Annotated in this window: 16 protein-coding genes; 8 read left to right on the top strand and 8 right to left on the bottom strand. The window is 40.6% G+C overall.

The features are described 5' to 3' along the window. Nucleotides 1–24 precede the first annotated feature (24 nt). From FNW02_RS07155 to FNW02_RS07145, 3 genes are read right to left on the bottom strand one after another with little or no spacing between them, the layout of a single operon-like run. Nucleotides 25–1,032, bottom strand: a complete 1,008-nt coding sequence (locus tag FNW02_RS07155) for a DUF389 domain-containing protein (protein ID WP_191756862.1) — start codon at nt 1,030–1,032, stop codon at nt 25–27. A gap of 47 nt (nt 1,033–1,079) precedes the next feature. Next, nucleotides 1,080–2,123, bottom strand: a complete 1,044-nt coding sequence (locus FNW02_RS07150; RefSeq protein ID WP_191756861.1) for an AI-2E family transporter — start codon at nt 2,121–2,123, stop codon at nt 1,080–1,082. Then, nucleotides 2,120–2,416: a hypothetical protein gene (locus FNW02_RS07145; RefSeq protein ID WP_191756860.1), complete on the bottom strand. Its 297-nt coding sequence runs from the start codon at nt 2,414–2,416 to the stop codon at nt 2,120–2,122. Before FNW02_RS07145 ends, FNW02_RS07150 begins: the two co-directional genes overlap by 4 nt. 407 nt (nt 2,417–2,823) lie before the next feature. Here FNW02_RS07145 and FNW02_RS07140 point away from each other — a divergent pair, with 407 nt between their 5' ends. The 5 genes from FNW02_RS07140 to FNW02_RS07125 all read left to right on the top strand — a co-directional run bounded on the left by FNW02_RS07140 (nt 2,824) and on the right by FNW02_RS07125 (nt 8,002). After that, nucleotides 2,824–3,612, top strand: coding sequence for a bacteriorhodopsin (locus FNW02_RS07140; RefSeq protein ID WP_191756859.1), 789 nt, complete (start codon nt 2,824–2,826; stop codon nt 3,610–3,612). 27 nt (nt 3,613–3,639) lie between these two features. Further along, nucleotides 3,640–3,777, top strand: coding sequence for a hypothetical protein (locus tag FNW02_RS38455; protein WP_225225484.1), 138 nt, complete (start codon nt 3,640–3,642; stop codon nt 3,775–3,777). Between the two features lie 392 nt (nt 3,778–4,169). Continuing rightward, nucleotides 4,170–4,340, top strand: a complete 171-nt coding sequence (locus FNW02_RS07135; RefSeq protein ID WP_191756858.1) for a beta-Ig-H3/fasciclin — start codon at nt 4,170–4,172, stop codon at nt 4,338–4,340. Between the two features lie 330 nt (nt 4,341–4,670). Further along, complete coding sequence (locus FNW02_RS07130; RefSeq protein WP_225225483.1) at nt 4,671–5,780, top strand: phospholipase D-like domain-containing protein; 1,110 nt, start codon at nt 4,671–4,673, stop codon at nt 5,778–5,780. Between the two features lie 59 nt (nt 5,781–5,839). Further along, nucleotides 5,840–8,002: an amylo-alpha-1,6-glucosidase gene (locus FNW02_RS07125; protein WP_191756857.1), complete on the top strand. Its 2,163-nt coding sequence runs from the start codon at nt 5,840–5,842 to the stop codon at nt 8,000–8,002. 196 nt (nt 8,003–8,198) lie between these two features. Here FNW02_RS07125 and FNW02_RS07120 read toward each other — a convergent pair whose 3' ends face one another. Beyond that, nucleotides 8,199–9,278 (bottom strand): potassium channel family protein, encoded by a 1,080-nt coding sequence (locus tag FNW02_RS07120; protein WP_191756856.1) that lies wholly within the window; start codon nt 9,276–9,278, stop codon nt 8,199–8,201. Between the two features lie 375 nt (nt 9,279–9,653). Here FNW02_RS07120 and FNW02_RS07115 point away from each other — a divergent pair, with 375 nt between their 5' ends. After that, the gene (locus FNW02_RS07115) at nt 9,654–10,091 is read left to right on the top strand and encodes a hypothetical protein (protein WP_191756855.1); all 438 of its coding nucleotides are present in this window, start codon (nt 9,654–9,656) and stop codon (nt 10,089–10,091) included. Nucleotides 10,092–10,189: 98 nt separating this feature from the next. On the opposite strand, the gene FNW02_RS07110 is transcribed toward FNW02_RS07115, so the two are convergent. Then, nucleotides 10,190–11,851: a mechanosensitive ion channel family protein gene (locus FNW02_RS07110; protein WP_191756854.1), complete on the bottom strand. Its 1,662-nt coding sequence runs from the start codon at nt 11,849–11,851 to the stop codon at nt 10,190–10,192. Nucleotides 11,852–12,130: 279 nt separating this feature from the next. Between FNW02_RS07110 and FNW02_RS07105 the strand changes: the two genes are divergently transcribed. Together FNW02_RS07105 and FNW02_RS07100 are read left to right on the top strand one after the other, a co-directional pair. Next, on the top strand, nt 12,131–12,484 hold the full coding sequence (locus FNW02_RS07105; protein ID WP_191756853.1) for a phage holin family protein: 354 nt from the start codon (nt 12,131–12,133) through the stop codon (nt 12,482–12,484). A gap of 45 nt (nt 12,485–12,529) precedes the next feature. Continuing rightward, on the top strand, nt 12,530–13,339 hold the full coding sequence (locus tag FNW02_RS07100) for a superoxide dismutase (RefSeq protein ID WP_191756852.1): 810 nt from the start codon (nt 12,530–12,532) through the stop codon (nt 13,337–13,339). Nucleotides 13,340–13,496: 157 nt separating this feature from the next. Here FNW02_RS07100 and FNW02_RS07095 read toward each other — a convergent pair whose 3' ends face one another. The 3 genes from FNW02_RS07095 to FNW02_RS07085 all read right to left on the bottom strand — a co-directional run bounded on the left by FNW02_RS07095 (nt 13,497) and on the right by FNW02_RS07085 (nt 17,270). Then, nucleotides 13,497–15,080: an efflux RND transporter periplasmic adaptor subunit gene (locus FNW02_RS07095; protein WP_191756851.1), complete on the bottom strand. Its 1,584-nt coding sequence runs from the start codon at nt 15,078–15,080 to the stop codon at nt 13,497–13,499. A gap of 261 nt (nt 15,081–15,341) precedes the next feature. Continuing rightward, nucleotides 15,342–16,631 (bottom strand): glycosyltransferase family 4 protein, encoded by a 1,290-nt coding sequence (locus FNW02_RS07090; RefSeq protein ID WP_191756850.1) that lies wholly within the window; start codon nt 16,629–16,631, stop codon nt 15,342–15,344. A 309-nt stretch (nt 16,632–16,940) separates the two neighbouring features. Then, nucleotides 16,941–17,270, bottom strand: a complete 330-nt coding sequence (locus FNW02_RS07085) for a hypothetical protein (protein WP_191756849.1) — start codon at nt 17,268–17,270, stop codon at nt 16,941–16,943. Between the last annotated feature and the right edge of the window lie 42 nt (nt 17,271–17,312).

Genomic DNA, 17,312 nt, shown 5'->3' with positions numbered 1-17,312 from the left:
CCGCACTTCTTCCACGTTTACTGTTTACTGTTTACTGTTTACTGAAGATCGCCGCACTTCTTCCACTTCACCAACTTGGAAAATTAAAGTGAAAGCTTGTCCCATTTCCCGCTCAATAAATTCCTCCAATAACTGCACTTGCCGAGGAGTTACAGGTTCTTTCGCCCGCACATTGAGACGGATTTGTGGTGGATTAACTAGCCAATTTGTTTCATTTGTAAGTAACTCTAATCTTTGAAAAGTAACAGTTTTGTTTAATAATGCTCGTCTAACGCTGATTTCTAGCTGGGATTGCCGTACAAGTCGGAAGAAGCTTACACCCAAAGGAATAAGCAGAATTGCGGTTAAAGCTAAAGTCCAAGTCAGAGGTTTTCGTGCTCGACGCATGGATGTGTAACCTGCTATCAGAAATGTGAGCATACAGGAAAGAGTGATGCCTAGCAGGTTAGTTAGGTAAAGTAGGGTTGCTCCAAAACTGAGTGAGAAATTTGCCTGTGACAACCCTAAACCAATCACACAAACGGGAGGCATAAGTGCAACGGCAATTGCAGTTCCGGCCAAACTTCCAGAAATTTTTGGCTCAACTTTAGCGTAGCCGCTGATACTTCCAGCTGCTACGGCTATGCCCAAATCTAATAGTGTTGGTTCTGAACGCGCTAGTATCTCACTACCAAAGCTGGGAATACGTGTAAACAATCCTAAACTGTAGGCGATCGCTATTGCAGCAATTGTTCCTACTACTACAGAAATTATTCCTTGGCGAAATAAGGGAACATTTCCTTGCAAAGCACCAAAAGCGAAAGCTCGAATTGGCAGCATCAGAGGTGCAATGATCATAGCGCCGATGATTACTGCACTACTGTTGGACAATAAACCAAAAGTAGCTATGGCACAGGAGCCAAAAATCAAAACTAGGTAGGATGAGTCTAACATTGATTCTGATAACAACTCTGTTTCTAGCTGTTGGATTTTGGCAGGCTCAGCCACTTTTCTTCTAAAATTCCGAAAGCGGTTTTGCAATTTATCTATCACAAAGCCTTCCTACCCCATTATTCGCTAATTTATCTAGACAATTTTGGTTAGTAAGAACCTGATGAAGGAACTTGCTGCCACTTATCTAAAATATCTTTAAATAACACTTCTTGTAGCCAAATCTTGGCAATTACCGCCAACGGTATCGCCATCAGCAATCCCAAAGCTCCAAAAAGGGTAACGAAGACAATTTGCGCCGTTAGTGTCATCGCAGGTAATAGCGCTACCTGTTTTGCCATCACGGTTGGGGTCAGCCAGTAGCTTTCAATATTTTGAATTATGATATATAAAATTATTACAGCCCCAGCTTTCCAAGGTGCATCAAGAAAAGCTATTGCCATTGGCAACACCACACTCAAAGTTGGGCCAATATTGGGAATAAAGTTGAGTAATCCTGCTAAGACTGCATGAGCTAGTACAAGTGGTACTTGTAAAATCCATAATCCAAGTCCGCAGAGAACACCAATAAATACCATTTCAATCAAAGCGCCGATTGTCCAAGCGCCCAAACCTTCCGCGCAACGAGAGAGAATTTCCTCAACTCTAGAACGGTAGAAGGCAGGGAAGACGCGTACAAAAGCCCTACGGTAGGGCTGCGGATTAACAAGTAGCATTAAAGTTAGAACTATAACTAGTAGAAATTCTAAGATTGCAGTTATAGAAGTAGAAAATAGAGCGATCGCCTGTTGTAATAAATTTGTAATCCAGGGCTGTATTTGTTCAATTAGACCATTGATGTCAGGAATTTCGGGTAAATAGATTTGTGGAATGCGTTCCTCTAACCAGTTGATACCTCGTTGAATTTGATCAACTCCAGTTGGTAAAAGCACTACCAATTCCTGAAACTGCTGAATAAATGGCGGCACAATCAACAAGAAAACACCAACTAGCAGTGTCACGATAATACCCAAACTCAACCAAACAGCCCAAATCCGTTTGATTCCAGACTGCTGAAATCGCAGAACTAGCTGATTAATCGCCACCGCCAGCACTACAGCAGTAAATAACAGCAACACTAACTGCCGAATTTGCCAAATAATGTAGAGCGAAAAAAATAGTGCCAGTAACCCCAAGCATTGCCCTAGTTTCATCTTGTCTTTCTCCTGTGCCGCTTGGGCTTTTGTTTTAGCCAAAGTCCGATAAAACCAATAGCAGCCGCTATGATAAGTAAAAACAAAGGATTGAAGGCAATTATATAACTAGCATCTGGTTCATAGCGCCAACGCAATAACCAAAATGTGTCATTGCCAATTACAAAAGAAGGTACTTTAAGAATAGTGAACAATACAAGCAGCAGTAAAGCGATCGCACTCAACAATAAGAATGCTGATAAAGTAATTTTTAACCAAAACCAAAAAAGGGTGTGGTATTTTTGTACTGGCATATACTAAAGTAAGTTTTCATATAAATTTATAAGTAGAGTCTGGTAAATTGAGAGACTCAAAATACTTGCCTATTTTCAAGCTACACTTTAAATGTGAGTATAAAGTGACAATAGACTAAAACCAAAATAGGAAATTAAGTTCATCCCACCCCTAAAAGCTGATGAGATAACACGAAAGACTGTTAACTGTTAACCGTCAACTGTCAACTGTGTTGGGGCGTCTTTCATCACCTACCGAGAAGGAATGGGTTTTCCCGACGCCTTTTTATAATTTTTAAATTTTATGTTTACTAAGTTTAAAATGATTCGTCACTTTCGAGTCACATTTGCTTGTCATGCTCAGAAGGTAATTGCATTAAACTGAGATTTTGCCTCAGTTCTAAAAACCACTTTACTGAGATAGCCTTATGGATTTACAGGTTATTTTTCACTGGATTTATGTTGCTGGAATGGCAATAGGTGCGTTGCATTTCTGGTCACTTAGTCGCAATCCGCGCGGTGTTCCGCAATACGAATATCTAGTTGCGATGTTCATCCCGATTTGGTCAGGACTAGCTTACATGGCAATGGCTATAGGGCAGGGTAAAGTTGAAACTGCGGGGCAAATTGCACACTATGCTCGTTATGTTGATTGGATTGTCACCACACCTTTATTATTGCTAGCTCTATCTTGGACAGCAATGCAGTTTATTAAAAAAGATTGGACACTCATTGGCTTTTTGATGAGTACTCAGGTGGTTGTGATTACCACTGGATTAATTGCAGATTTATCCGAACGGAATTGGATCAGATATTTGTGGTATATCTGCGGGGTTTTCGCCTTTGTAATCGTTCTCTGGGGGATTTGGGGGCCATTACGCGCCAAGACTAGAACTCAAGGGACGGAATTATCAAACTTATACGATAAACTTGTTACCTATTTTACGGTGCTTTGGATTGGCTACCCAACTGTCTGGATTATTGGCCCTAGTGGTTTTGGTTGGATAAATCAAACTATAGATACGTTTTTGTTTTGCTTACTTCCGTTTTTCTCCAAGGTAGGATTTAGCTTCCTTGATTTACATGGGTTACGTAATCTGCAAGATTCAACGCGCCAAACGGCTGGCGATCGCGTTGTTAACAGTACCTTACAGTTTGTAGAAAATATCACAGCATTCAGTAAGCCACAACGTCAACCATCACGTAGAAGAGTCTGATATTTATCATTCGGCAAAAGTAAGCCTATGTACCTAAAGGTACAACTTTCTTACGCTGAAGATGAAGAAATAGCTTTGAGAGGTGCTTATGAACAGTGGCGTACGAATATTTTTCAACAGACCTCCGCAGTTCCCAGCAGTTTGATGCAATGGTACAATTTGTGAAGCCAAAAGATATGTATGAATATGTGCGGATTTCCGCTGATCTCCAACGGCATATTGAATGGTAGCAACAATATGTAAAATTAGGTTTTACGGAAATTTATCTGCACAACGTCAACAAAGAACAGCAGAGGTTTATTCAAGTCTTTGGTGAGCAGGTTCTTCCAGCACTCGTAGAAGAACGGCAAACAGTTTTGCAAGCTTAGTTTTAAACATTTCTAATGAGTAATCAATTGTTGCAACTCAACTATTAAGCTGAAAATTATGTGCTACCAATGACGGATGTAAAGATTTACTAAATCCCTCACGATCAAGTAAGTGTTTATATATCCATTGCCTATGTCCAAATAGACTGATATTCTAGTTTTTTACTTTTCATTCTCAAAGGAGGATTTATGAACGGAAAATTCTGTTTTCTCGCTTCATCTATTGGACTTAGCCTACTTATAGGAGCATGTGAACCTGCTGCACAAACCCCAACAGTACCACCAGCAGCAACACCAACAGGAGCACCACCAGCAGTGCCACCAGCCGCGACTCCAACTGTAACCCCGGCTACGCCTTAACAAAACTTTTTTCTGACTTGAGATTTCTCAGTTAGAGTTTGTGTCACTTATTTGTCAGCTTTATAAAGGCTTACCTAGTGGCACAAAACTATTAAAAGTAATACAAGTAGCCAATGATATTTACCAATGGAGCTACTCATTACTATTTTGGCGTGGCTCGGTGTGTAGGCGTAGCCCGTCGTAGACATCGCCTTAATTATTGGGTTTAGCCTAATAGTTGTCTTTTATCTTCGAGGAGCTTTCCGCGATTACATTGATTATAGAGCCATCAATGTTCCCAACCCTCATGAACGCCATTTTGCTATAGCTTTAGGTAGTTTATCTAATTCTTTGAATACAACTGGTTGCGTCATCAGCTTTTGGTTTGAAGCTAAGGAAATTCAATCAGCACGCTTAGAGGCAATTCGCAGCGCCCAGCGCTCTATTCACTTTGAAACATTTTTCATGACTCCAGAACGCCGTGCTAATGAGTTTGCAGCTGCATTTGCTGAACGAGCTGCTGCTGGGGTTGAAGTGCAACTGCTTGTAGATGATTACAGTACAAAAAAATTACCCCAGAAGTATTGGAAACGATTAAAAGCAGCTGGTGTAGATGTTCGCTTCTTTAAACCTTTTATTTGGAAAGCTCCGTTTGATTATGCTGGACGCACCCACCGAAAGTTACTACTAATTGATGGAAAAGTTGCTTTGATTGGTGGTGCTGGGATTTCTGATTTTTGGGATGGTCAGGATAAGTTTGGCGACAAGGCTCCCTGGTTTGACTTTGAGTTCTGCTTAAAAGGTGCTGTGGTATCTGTTCTAGAAGGAATGTTCATGCAGCATTGGGCATCTGCTCGCAGCACAGTAGACTTGGGTGCAGAAAACTTTTGTCCTGCTCCACCAGTTGACCAAATGATTCTGGTAACTTTGGGTGACGCCCCTTCTAATCTCTCTTCTTCCATCAGAGCTTTGTTTACTACGGCTATCTTTGCAGCCCAAGAGCGAGTTTGGATTGCTAGTCCTTACTTTTTGCCAGACCATCAATCGCGCCAAGCTCTAATCACAGCTAAAAAAAGGGGAATAGACGTGCATATCCTGACTTGCGGGCCACACAACGATAAAAAATTGGTTTATTACGCCTCTGTTGAACTTTACGGCTACTTATTGCCAGCAGGAATCAAAATTTATGAGCATCAACCAAGTATGCTGCACGCTAAGTGTTTGCTAGTTGATGATAAATGGGTGAGTACTGGTAGTGCTAACTTCGACCCACGTAGTTTCTTTCATAATGATGAACTGGATATTTCTACAGCTGAGTCGCAGATGGTACAACATATCGAGCAGCTTTTCCACACTGGCTTTGAGCGCAGCAAACTAGTGAGTATGGCAGACTGGCGGACTCGACCCTTGTGGCAGCGAATTGTTGGACGTTTAGTTTTGTTTTTGCAATCGCAACTTTAGAGATTACTGTTCACTTATTTTTATATTTTCCTTTTCAAATATCATCAAACAAACAAATCATGAGAATAAATGTTGGGCCCCCAAACTTAACAATTAATCACGGCAGAACCTTTATGGTATCTGACTTAAGTGGCAATATTAATCCTGAAACTCAGCAAGGCATTTTTTCAGACGATACTCGGTTTTTGAGTTACTATGCTTGTTACATAAATGGTAAAAGTTGGATACGTGTTACCTCTGCAACAACTGCTTATTATGCCGCTCGAATTTATCTCATCAACCCAGAATTTAAAACTGATGATGGGTTATATACCAAAGGTACTCTGTCACTAATAATTAGTCGGGTTGCTAGTGAGGGTATCCGTGAAGAGTTGCAATTGACTAATTACGGACTTAAAAAGGTTCATTTCAATCTGGAAATTGCTCTGCGTTCAGACTTTGGTGACATTTTTGAGGTATCGGCTCAAAACATTGTGCGCCGTGGATATATCGAAACGCAATGGCATAAAGAGAAAAGTGAACTAGTGACTACCTACACTAACAGTGATTTTTTCCGCTGTCTGAGTTATCGCTTAGCCAGTTGTCCTGTGCAAGCTCATTACGGCAATGGGCGGATTATTTTTGAAGTTACCTTAGAACCTGGTGCTACTTGGGATACTTGTTGCCTTTATACTTTGGCAGATAATAAACACGTCCGCAAACCATTAGACTTGTCTTATCAAGAAGCCATTAAGACAAGATTAGGCCAAGTTCAACAACTATGGCGAAATAAAGTTACTGATGTTACCTCTGCTAATGAAGATATTAATCGACTTTACCGCCAATCAATAGAAGATTTGGGCGCATTGCGACTGTATGATTATCAATTTACCGAGGATACTTGGATACCTGCGGCCGGTGTACCTAAATTTGTTACTTTATTTGGTCGGGATAGTTTGATTATTAGCTTGCAAAATATGATTGTGCATCCTGGTTTTGTCAAGGGTACGTTGCAAAAATTGGCACAATTTCAAGCACAAGAGTGGGATGATTGGCGGGATGCTGAACCAGGCAAGATTTTGCACGAGATTCGTATGGGGGAACTGGCGTATTTTCATAAGATACCGCACACTCCCTACTATGGTGCTGCTGATACCGCGCCTTTGTTTTTGATTGCCTTGCATGAAGCTTGGAAATGGCTAGGAGATGACTCACTGTTGCGAGACTATCGGGATGTCGCTTTGAGTTGCTTGCAATGGATTGAACAGTATGGTGATTTAAATAGCGATCGCTTTCAAGAATACCAAAAACGTTCCAAAGATGGACTAGATAATCAAAGTTGGAAAGATTCGGGTGATGCGATCGTCTATCCTGATGGTAGTCAAGTAAATCCTCCTAAAGCATTGTGCGAACTTCAAGGCTACGCTTTTGATGCATATATGCGAATGGCAGAAGCTTTTAATTTTTTAGGAGAAAGCAATTACGCTAGTGAACTACGCACCAAAGCCACCGAACTGCAAGCAAAATTTGAAAAGCAGTTTTGGTGTGAAGATTTAGGCTTTTATGCTTTAGCCCTCGACTCTGAAAAACAACCCGTTCGTACTGTTGCCTCCAATCCAGGTCATTGTCTTTGGAGTGGGATAGTTAGTCCTGAACGTGCAGCGCGTGTGGTCAAAAGACTTCTGCAAGCAGATATGTGGAGTGGTTGGGGAATTCGCACAATATCTACCCAAAACCCTGCATATAATCCCTTTTCTTATCACTTGGGTTCAGTCTGGCCCCACGATAATGGTATGATTGCGATGGGATTTAAACGTTATGGTTTTGCTAAAGAAGTAGCACAGATTGCAAACGGAATTTTTGATGCAGCTAAATATTTTGCAAGCTACCGTCTACCAGAACTCTATGCTGGTATTGAGCAAGAACCAGGAGCATTTCCAGTCCCTTATCTAGAAGCGAATGTACCCCAAGGTTGGGCGGCTGCATCCGTTTTTCAGCTTTTGCAAGCGTTGCTGGGTTTACAAGCAGATGCTCCCAATGGGCAGCTTTTTGTTGATCCACATTTACCAGAATGGTTGCCTAATATTACCCTGCGTCAGGTTGAAATTAACAATGCACTTGTTGATTTGCAGTTTTGGCGTGAAGGCGATATTACTCGTTGGGATGCTTCTGTTATTAGTGGTGAGGTAAATGTTAAACAGCAAGCTTGGCAACCTTGGCGCAATTCTACTAACTTTTCTTAACTAAGTAGCTAAGTGTAAATAAATTAAAGCTTGTAGTGAGTTAGCGCGGTCTTGGGGGTTTCCCCCATGAGCGACTAACGAACCCAAAGGGTAAGGACTTTAGTCCTGATAATCCTTGTTTTGAGTGATAAATCACTCACTACGAACTAGGATTTTATTTTATGTTAATTATGCCTACCTACTTATCGCGCAAAAATTATATTTCATGGGGAGCTATTTCACTCCACTTATACCCCATATAATTAGTAAGCCCAACTAAGCCAGGGTTCCATTTTCGACGCAGAGAAATATATAAAGAAGCGCCAGCTTCTAAATCGGTTACTGTCTCTATTCCCTCATCTCTAAATTTTTTTACCGCCTGATAATACCGCTTTCGCCACACTTGTTCTAATGATTCATTAATCTTTGAACGACTCTTGGGTACAAGAAAGCTAGATAATTCAATCAGCAGTTGTTGACTGCCACCCCACAATTCTGCTAGCGCTGTAGAATGTACTATTGAACGATACTTTTGAGCGTTTAATGCAGTTTTCATCAAAGTAGCTGTATCCATTGCCAAAAGTAATATTCGTGGTAAAGCATAGTAAGTTTCTTGAAAGCGAAAATACAGTAGCGCTGGGTAAGATTGTTGCGATTCAAGTAAGTTAATTAAGTCTCTTGCCATGTTAGAAATATCTTGCTGTACACCGCTGAGTTCGCCACTAGCACCAAGTCTTGCTAGGATTTCTGCCGCATCTGCCGTACCAGCAGAACGGTGATGTAAGCTTAAAGCAAAGGTATTACGTCTGATGAGTGCGCTGTAAATCGACAGTAGATAAGTAATTGTCAAAGTAAAGATTGAAAAGCCAATTGCTGCTTCCAAAATCATCAGCAGTCGATGAAAATCTGTATTTGGTGTTAAATCTCCTGTACCCAGCGTTGTTAGTGAAAAACCGCTGTAGTAAAGTGCAGTGATAAAATTAGTCTCAGTCCAGCCACTACTAGATTGGATAGCTGAACCCAACTCAGTCCAAACGATTAAAGCAAATCCGCAGATTAGCAAGCATACCCATACTACAACTGTTGCAATCATTAATGTAGGGCCGTTATGGGAAAGTAGCTTATCGTCCTTGAAGGGAACTATACGTGCAATCAAGCGGAAGAGTCGCCACATTCCTTTACCTAGTGGCAAACTAAGTAAACTACTGCCAAGGCGAGGAAACAAAACAGTTAAGTAAATATCTACGAGCGATAGAATTACAATCCCCGCGCCTATTATTTGTACTAACAACCTCATTTCAACTTGCTGCTCTGATTAACGATGACATTACAAACATTAATCAAAAATCTTTTGTAAAAACTGGGTATGAGTAGCAAATCAACCTTGAGATGGATAAATCAATCTCATGAGGAGTAGAACCATATTTTACTAATAGGAGTGTGGTTAGGATTATTAAGCGATCGCATTGCCACAATGACGAAGTTTTCGCCCAATGCTGTCACTTTTTGCTCACATTTGTTTTACATATTAAATCTAGATGGCATTATCAGTGATTTTGCCATAAACAGTTTTAAAACTTTAATTTTTAACATACCTACCATTACAAGTACTTTCTGTCAAGAAGTAACAAAATAGCAGCAAGTAAGTACTTATGCTCAAGAGGTAAATGATATGGCAGTGAAAGAACTTTTAGGACAGCATACACCAGGCGAGATCAATCCTAATTTCTTGAAATTAAGTGAAACAAACCTAGCTAAAGTAAGTTTGAGTACAGAAAAGCTTGATGGTGAAAAGCCGAGCGGAGATAATATAAGTGCAGCAACAACTCCCGATTTATCTTTAATTTTCGCTCCTATTGTATTATTAGGAATGGCAGGGATAATTATTTTTCATAAGCGCAGTCTGTATCGTCAGACTAACAATCTAAATAATTTACATCAATCTCCCTGTAGAAATTGTCGTTTTTTTAGTAACAACAATTATCTTCAGTGTACAGTAAATCCTTCCACTGTTTCTACAAAAGCAGCAATCAATTGTTGTGATTATAGCCCTTTAACAAATAGAAAGGTTTTTTGGGGTTCCAAAAGTTCTGATCATAAACCCAATTAATTCGTGCAATAAAGTAAAAGATAATATCACTTTTCGGTCAAATCAAGAAGTTCGCGATGTGACTTTCAAATGAAAAAACGATAAAATTACTCTAAATTTTATTTTTCATCTTGAGTTTTTGCAGCTTGATTATTAGCACCATTTGAGTTATCTTTTTGCAACTGACTTTTTAACAAAGCGATCATACTTTCGGAAAGTTGAGATAAGGAATTTTCTAGTTTGGGTGAAAGTTCCAATGGTAAACTTCCAGAACGCAAATTTAGAGAGCGTTGAGGAAAGGGAATATGAATATTTTCCTGCCGCAGTATTTCATCAATCTGAAAATATAAATCGCTCTTAATTTGAAACTGCTTACGGGGTTTGGAAATCCAAACTAATAACTGAAAATTTAAAAAATCCTCCCCATACCCTTGAAACCAAACAAGAGGCGTTGGTTTTTTTAATACATCATGATTTTCACGTGCTACTTTTAATAATGCAGAGCGTATAGTATTGATATTTACTTCATAAGCCACACGCACAGGCAATACTAGACGAGATGCCGAACTCTGATGGTTCCAATTCACTACTTCTGTATCTAATAAACGCGAATTAGGCACAATCACTACTATGTCATCTAAAGTGCGAATATAGGTACTCCGAGCATTTAAGCGCTCTACTGTTCCTATAAATTCACCAATTTCTACAAAGTCCCCAACTGCAATAGCGCGCTCAAAGGTAATTACAAAACCGCTGACCAACTCTTTAGCAACTCCCTGTAAGCCAAACCCGATCGCCACACCAAATACACTGGCTAATATTGCGAGGGAACTGATATCCAAACCCCAAATTTGTAGTAATAAAACTGTACCAATAAAAATCAAACTGTAATGGGTAGCAACTGCAATTGATTCTTGAACACCACGGCTAACATTGGTAATACGTAGTACGCGCGATCGCAACAGATTAGTTAGAGTTCCAGCAATAGCCAAAACTCCGAAAAATAAGCTGATCAAGATAATTATATTGATTACAGAATAAGAGCTTTCTCCAATAGTAATTACTGGTGATGTTAAGCTCATCAAAAGAATGTTGGCAATGCGCCTACTCCATTCTCGCGTGAAAGGAAATAAGTCAGTAATATAAATAGTTATCCCTATCCATAAAAGCGATCGCACTACAACCAACGTCAACTGTAGAAATAATTCAATTCCTTTGGGTTGTGCTCCAGTTTCGGGATGATTTGCTTCTCTAGGAACCAACCGCCGTGACCAATAGCGCCAAACCCAACCCAAAAGTAAATGGAGAGCGATCGCACCAAATACAGACAAAACTATTAGTAATATTGCTCTCCAAAAATAACTTAATCTTCGTTCTTCTTGACCTTGCTGAACTGCTTCAGTAATTCGTTGCACCCAGATTTTTGCTTGTTCATCTTTTGTTCTGCCTGTAGGAGTGTCTTGTTGTGTTACTGTCAGTAGGTGGCGATTATTCACCAAAATTACAGGTAATTGATTACTTTCTACAATCTCCACCTTTACGGAATCAGGAGAACGAACTGCTTCTCTTAAAATTAAGTTGGCATCAGCAGCACGATTTTCAGCACTAAATTGTCCTGCTTCAGTGACTTCAAATAACTTGCGGCCATCTACTGTAACGGCATCTGTTGGTGTTGATTGAGCTTGCACCGATATTTCAGTAGTTATAAGACATCCTAAAAGCACGAGTACAACAATTATCAAGATGACAACAGCGTTCCGAAAGCGAAGAAAGCTATTCATAAAATCGTAAAAACTTATACATAAAAATTAATCTGAGGCATGGTTTTTTTAATCGTGTGTCCTACACAGCTGCAAAACCATTAGCTAGTTAGCGATCGCAGTAAAAATAAGGTAATCAGCAAAAGGAGGTGAATCCAAAATTACCCCCAATCCCTATTTCTTCACTCCTAATAAATGATAGTCATTTTTGAATCACATTTACTTTTAATACTATATCTATATATAGATGCAATTTCTAATCAAACAGATAATCATAGCTTTAAAAAGAGAGGAATAATCATGATAGGTTTAATCCTTACCTGGTTAGTTACTGCTGTTAGTTTCTTGATTATTGCTAGACTGCCATTTTTAGGAATTGAAATAGACGGCTTTGGTAAAGCAGCAATTTCTGCCGTAGTTTTTGGGATCTTGAATGCTATTCTGTTGCCAATTCTTACCTTGTTTACCTTGCCATTTATTATCATTACATTAGGACTATTTTTCTTTATTTTGAATGCCATAATCTTTGGCTTAGCAGCAGCTTTAGTACCTGGTTTTAGATTGCGTTATGGCTTTTGGAGTGCTTTGCTTGGTTCAATTTGCTTGACAATCATCAACTCAATCCTTTTAAGAATTGTGGCACAAATTGCCTAAAGAAAATGTAATATAAAAAAATACTCTCTTCATTAGGAATAGTTGATGAAATCATTTTTCTGGCAACCTGTTGTTTGGTTTTTCACAGTAATTTTACTAGTATCTACTCTATTTGCTTGTCAATCTCAACAGGTAACAGAGTCGCCTTCAAGCACTACAGCAACTCCTATACAAACTACTGCACCTGTAACAAACACACGTCCCGTAGCTGTTCTTAATAGCCAACTCAGTGCAAATCCTGCTCAGTTACCGCCATTACCTTACGCTTATAACGCACTAGAGAAAGCCATTGATGCAGAGACCATGAAACTGCATCATGATAAACATCATGCAGCTTACGTCAATAACCTCAACGATGCCTTAAAAAAATATCCGCAACTGCAAAATAGCAGTGTGGAATCTTTGTTACGCGATTTAAATAGCGTTCCTGAAGATATTCGGACAAAAGTACGTAACAATGGTGGCGGTCATCTTAATCATACGATTTTTTGGCAAATTATGAGTCCTCAAGGTGGTGGACAACCAACAGGAGACATTGCCCAAGAAATTAACCAAAGCTTTGGTAGTTTTGATGCATTTAAGAAACAGTTTAACCAAGCGGGAGGCGATCGCTTCGGTAGTGGTTGGGTTTGGTTAGTGCGTAATCCCCAAGGTCAGTTGCAAATCACCAGTACACCAAATCAAGATAGCCCAATTACAGAAGGCTTGTTTCCAATTATGGGTAATGATGTATGGGAACACGCTTATTACCTGAGATATCAAAATCGCCGTGCTGACTATTTAAATAACTGGTGGAATGTAGTCAACTGGACGGAAATCAACAGACGCGCCGAAGCCTCACGCCAAAAGACTTAGAAAGTTATCAGTAAACGGTAAACAGTAAACATAATTGAGTTTAAGAGAAACCACTAAGGAGGCGCTCACTGACAACTGAAAACTAATAACCCAAAGCCGATTAGTAGCAGGCGCTATCTAGCGTGTTTAAATCCCCCAACTGTTTACTGTTTACTCTTTACTGTTTACTGTTTTCAGACGCAAGCGTGATCGGAGCACCATTAGTTAGGTTGAGAATACCTGAAACCACAATTTTTTCTCCAGCTTTCAATCCTTCAAGAATTTGATAATTATTCCCTTCAATCGCTCCCAACTTCACGCGTTTTTGCTGAGCCACCAAGGACGGCGCTCCAGGTTTTGGCTGTTCTGGCGTTTGAGCCACAAATACAAACGTCTCGCCACCCAAGCGAGATATTGCGATAACTGGAATTAAAATTCCAGGACGTTCCTCCCAGATTACTTTCGTTTCTATTGACTGACGATTAATCAGTTGATTGCTGGAATTGCCAAAGTTGGCTTTAGCCAAAACTGTTTGCGAATTGGAAGTAGCATCTGGAGAGATGAAACTCACCTTACCCGTTGCTGTGGGTTTGCCTTGAGCATCCAGCATTTGCACTGGTAATCCCAACCGCAACCGTTTAGACTCGTTGAGCGGTATGGATATATTCAACTCTAAAGAATCGTTTTTAGTAAGTGTAGTAAGTTGATCACCTTTGGCCACATACTCTCCCACCTTTACTGGAATGTCACCAAGAGTGCCAGTAAAAGGAGCAAAGACATTTGTATATTGTAGTTGGACTTGTGCTGCCTGGACTTGAGCCGCTGCCTGATTTACTTGCGATCGCGCCTGAGCAATCTCTTCAGAACGAGGGCCATTCACCTGTTGCTTTAAGTTTTGTCTTTGTTGTTCAAGGGCTGCACCCAGTGCGCTGACATCAGAACTTCTACTTTGACGCAGTTGTTCTAAACGTTTTTGAGCTGCGACAAGCGCAGCTTCCGCGCTGCGCTGTTCTCTGGTATATCCTTCTAAGGAATCTTGGGAAATTGCACCCTCTTTTCTTAGTTGTTCGTAGCGTTTTGCTCGTGACTTTGCTAATTCCAAATCGGATTTGGCTGACTCAATTTGAGCTTCAGCCTGAGCAATTTCTGCTGGTTGTGAGCCTGCTTGAGCATCTTTAAGGCGAGCTTCAGCTTGAGCTAGCTGAGCTCTTGCTTGAGCAATTTCTTCTGGACGTGTACCTGCTTTGAGTTCAGCAAGATTTGCCCGAGCTTGTTCTAGTGCTGCTTTCCTTTGTTGTAGCTGGGCTGCGGCGTCATCACTTTGCAGACTTATGACAACTTGTCCTTGCTTGACGCGATCGCCCTCTTTAAAGAAAATTCGAGTAACTCGTCCTTCAATCTGTGGTTTTAATTGCACTGAGCGTGGAGCCTCTAATGTGCCAACAAATACCGAACTTTCCTGTACAGTTCCAGCCTCCACAGTTGCTAATCTTACAGGAATTCCCATAGGTTTACTACCAGCAGCCCCATTACTTGAACGTGCATTACTAGCACGGCTATGCCACAACCACCAACCAAAACCTACACCTGTAATCAACAAGACGATTCCCAATATCAAAGGCCAACGCCGCTTTTCAGGTGGCTTGGGCGGTTTCTCTGGCTCCGGGGGTAACTCTTGTTGTTGAGGCTGACTGAAATCAATAATAGCCAACTGTTCTGTTTCAATCGGAACGGGGGATTCAGGGAACTCAGAATTAGACATCTTGTTTTTCTCATTTTTTAGATTTTGACTTTGGCAATCTACTCTAATCTGAAAAAGCTTTATTTAAAGCATATTGGGACTTCTGCTCTTTTATAGCCGTAGTCACATAGGTTAGGAAAGTGCTGAGCGATGAGTGATGGATCAAGAGTACAGACGCGATTAATCGCGTCTGTACAAGGGTCAAGGGTTAAGAGTTCAATATATTACCTAATCCCCAATCCTCAGTCCCCAATCCCCAGTCCCCAGTCCCCATTCCCCAGTTCAAATATCTACAACCGATCCCTGAGAATCCAACTTGGACAAGACACCCAAAGTTGATGCTTGGTTGCCAACAACATGAGAGAATAATCCCTCGTATCGATCAAGTGCTTGCTCCAAAGAATAGTTTTCTACAGCAAATTGTCTTCCTTTTTTGCCTAACTTCTTCCCTAGAGCCGGATTGGTATATAAATCCTGCACTGCATCTGCTAAAGCATCAGGTGATTCTGGCTCAACAACTATACCACCACCACTCAGTTTAATTGCTTTAGCAGCAGTGCCAGTGTCGGGAACTGAACCGACAATTGGGCGACCACTAGCTAGCAGCAGTGGTATTTTGGAAGGCATGTTGAATGAAATCACATTACGCTTTTGCACAATTAATCCCACATCGGCTGCTGCGAGCATTTGAGGTAGTTTGTCTCGTGGTTGCAACGGTAGCAGCAAAACGTTATCTGCACCATTCAATAGACAATATTTCTGCAACCTTTGCAATGCTGTTGATTCACCGACGATTACAAAGACAATTTCTTTGATTTGACGCAAGCGGACTGCTGCTTCTATTACTGTTTCTAAACCTTGTGTTAAAGCAATATTGCCTGAATAGAGTACCACAAATTTCCCATTTAGTTGATGGGCTGTTCTCCAAGAGTTGTTTTCTTTGGGTAAGGGGTGGATGAAATTTACATTCACCCAATTAGGAATACAAACAATTTTATTAACAGGTACTCCCTTATTCACTAAATTCTCACTAAACCCATCAGTAATGACGCTAATTGTGTGTGCAGTCCGATATGCAAATTTCTCTATAACTGCAAGTGCTTGGATCATTTTCTGATTTTTTAGCAGCCCGACACGCACGGCTGCTTCTGGTAAGATATCTTGCACATTTAGCACTACTGGACAGTTATATAGCCAGCTAAGTAGAGTTGCTGGCATTGTAACTAGTAAAGGTGGGACTGTTAATATAATGACATCGGGTCGTTTACCTTTGAGGGCTTGTGGCAAGCTGGCGAAAACAAAGCTCAACTCTAGAAGTAGCCGATCCACAAGGTTTGGTTTAGACTTAATCCGTAAGTAACTTCGCTGAATAGTAACGCCATTTTTTTGTTCAGTAACATACCACTTACCCCGATACCCATCGTAAATTTCGCGCTGAGGATAGTTGGGCATTCCTGTAATCACCCGCACTTCATGACCCCGCTCCACCAGCCCCTCTGCTAGTTCAGTCATTAAGGGAGCAATTCCAATCGGCTCTGGATGATAGTTATAGGAATAAATCAGAATGTGCATGAGCTATTTGTGAATTTCGTGAAAACAGCCTGAGATGGTTGAATTTATTCCTAATTTCAGTGAGGGCTGCTACTTTTTTTCTAATTTATGACAGTACTTAGTCTAGTTGATTTTGGCTAATGCCTTAATTTACACTTGGGGGATTGTAGCATTATATTCAAGCTTGTGCATGTAACCGACATTACGCCCTTGAAACTGTCACATAGAGTGTTTTTAACGAAGTAAGTCACAAGTGTAGCCCTGCCAAGGTGGTGAAAAATCTGCTGTATCGGTGCGATTAAACTTAGTGTTTCTAGGCGGGCAGTTCGCTCAAGTCAAGTCACTGCTTTGCGTATGGATTTCGTCAAATTTGTAGTTCCAAACATGAAGTTCCGAGTTCTGAGCACGAAGTTCCGAGTTCTGAGCATGAAGTTCCGAGTTCTGAGCACGAAGTTCCGAGTTCTGAGCACGAAGTTCCGAGTTCTGAGCACGAAGTTCCGAGTTCCGAGCACAAAATTCCGAGTTCTGAGCACGAAGTTCCGAGTTCTGAGCACGAAGTTCCGAGTTCTGAGCACGAAGTTTCGAGTTCCGAGCACGAAGTTCCGAGTTCTGAAGGTGAAAACTGGAGTTGCAATGCAAAATAATGTAGAGACGTTGCATTGCAACGTCTCTGCATGTTATATCTGTAACATTTTTTTTAAT

This window comes from Komarekiella delphini-convector SJRDD-AB1 (assembly GCF_014831675.1).
In the GTDB taxonomy this organism is placed as follows: Bacteria; Cyanobacteriota; Cyanobacteriia; order Cyanobacteriales; family Nostocaceae; genus Komarekiella.
The sequence above is the reverse complement of the archived record's forward strand: the minus strand, read 5'-3'. Positions and strand labels throughout refer to the sequence as shown.

Excerpts from the sequence above, each read along its gene's own strand:
- FNW02_RS38455 (WP_225225484.1), top strand. The coding sequence starts at position 3,640 with ATGTACCTAAAGGTACAACTTTCTTACGCTGAAGATGAAGAAATAGCT.
- FNW02_RS07085 (WP_191756849.1), bottom strand. The coding sequence starts at position 17,270 with ATGCAACGTCTCTACATTATTTTGCATTGCAACTCCAGTTTTCACCTT.
- FNW02_RS07135 (WP_191756858.1), top strand. The coding sequence starts at position 4,170 with ATGAACGGAAAATTCTGTTTTCTCGCTTCATCTATTGGACTTAGCCTA.
- FNW02_RS07150 (WP_191756861.1), bottom strand. The coding sequence starts at position 2,123 with ATGAAACTAGGGCAATGCTTGGGGTTACTGGCACTATTTTTTTCGCTC.
- FNW02_RS07095 (WP_191756851.1), bottom strand. The coding sequence starts at position 15,080 with ATGTCTAATTCTGAGTTCCCTGAATCCCCCGTTCCGATTGAAACAGAA.
- FNW02_RS07120 (WP_191756856.1), bottom strand. The coding sequence starts at position 9,278 with ATGAGGTTGTTAGTACAAATAATAGGCGCGGGGATTGTAATTCTATCG.
- FNW02_RS07105 (WP_191756853.1), top strand. The coding sequence starts at position 12,131 with ATGATAGGTTTAATCCTTACCTGGTTAGTTACTGCTGTTAGTTTCTTG.
- FNW02_RS07125 (WP_191756857.1), top strand. The coding sequence starts at position 5,840 with ATGAGAATAAATGTTGGGCCCCCAAACTTAACAATTAATCACGGCAGA.
- FNW02_RS07145 (WP_191756860.1), bottom strand. The coding sequence starts at position 2,416 with ATGCCAGTACAAAAATACCACACCCTTTTTTGGTTTTGGTTAAAAATT.
- FNW02_RS07140 (WP_191756859.1), top strand. The coding sequence starts at position 2,824 with ATGGATTTACAGGTTATTTTTCACTGGATTTATGTTGCTGGAATGGCA.
- FNW02_RS07090 (WP_191756850.1), bottom strand. The coding sequence starts at position 16,631 with ATGCACATTCTGATTTATTCCTATAACTATCATCCAGAGCCGATTGGA.
- FNW02_RS07115 (WP_191756855.1), top strand. The coding sequence starts at position 9,654 with ATGGCAGTGAAAGAACTTTTAGGACAGCATACACCAGGCGAGATCAAT.
- FNW02_RS07100 (WP_191756852.1), top strand. The coding sequence starts at position 12,530 with ATGAAATCATTTTTCTGGCAACCTGTTGTTTGGTTTTTCACAGTAATT.
- FNW02_RS07110 (WP_191756854.1), bottom strand. The coding sequence starts at position 11,851 with ATGAATAGCTTTCTTCGCTTTCGGAACGCTGTTGTCATCTTGATAATT.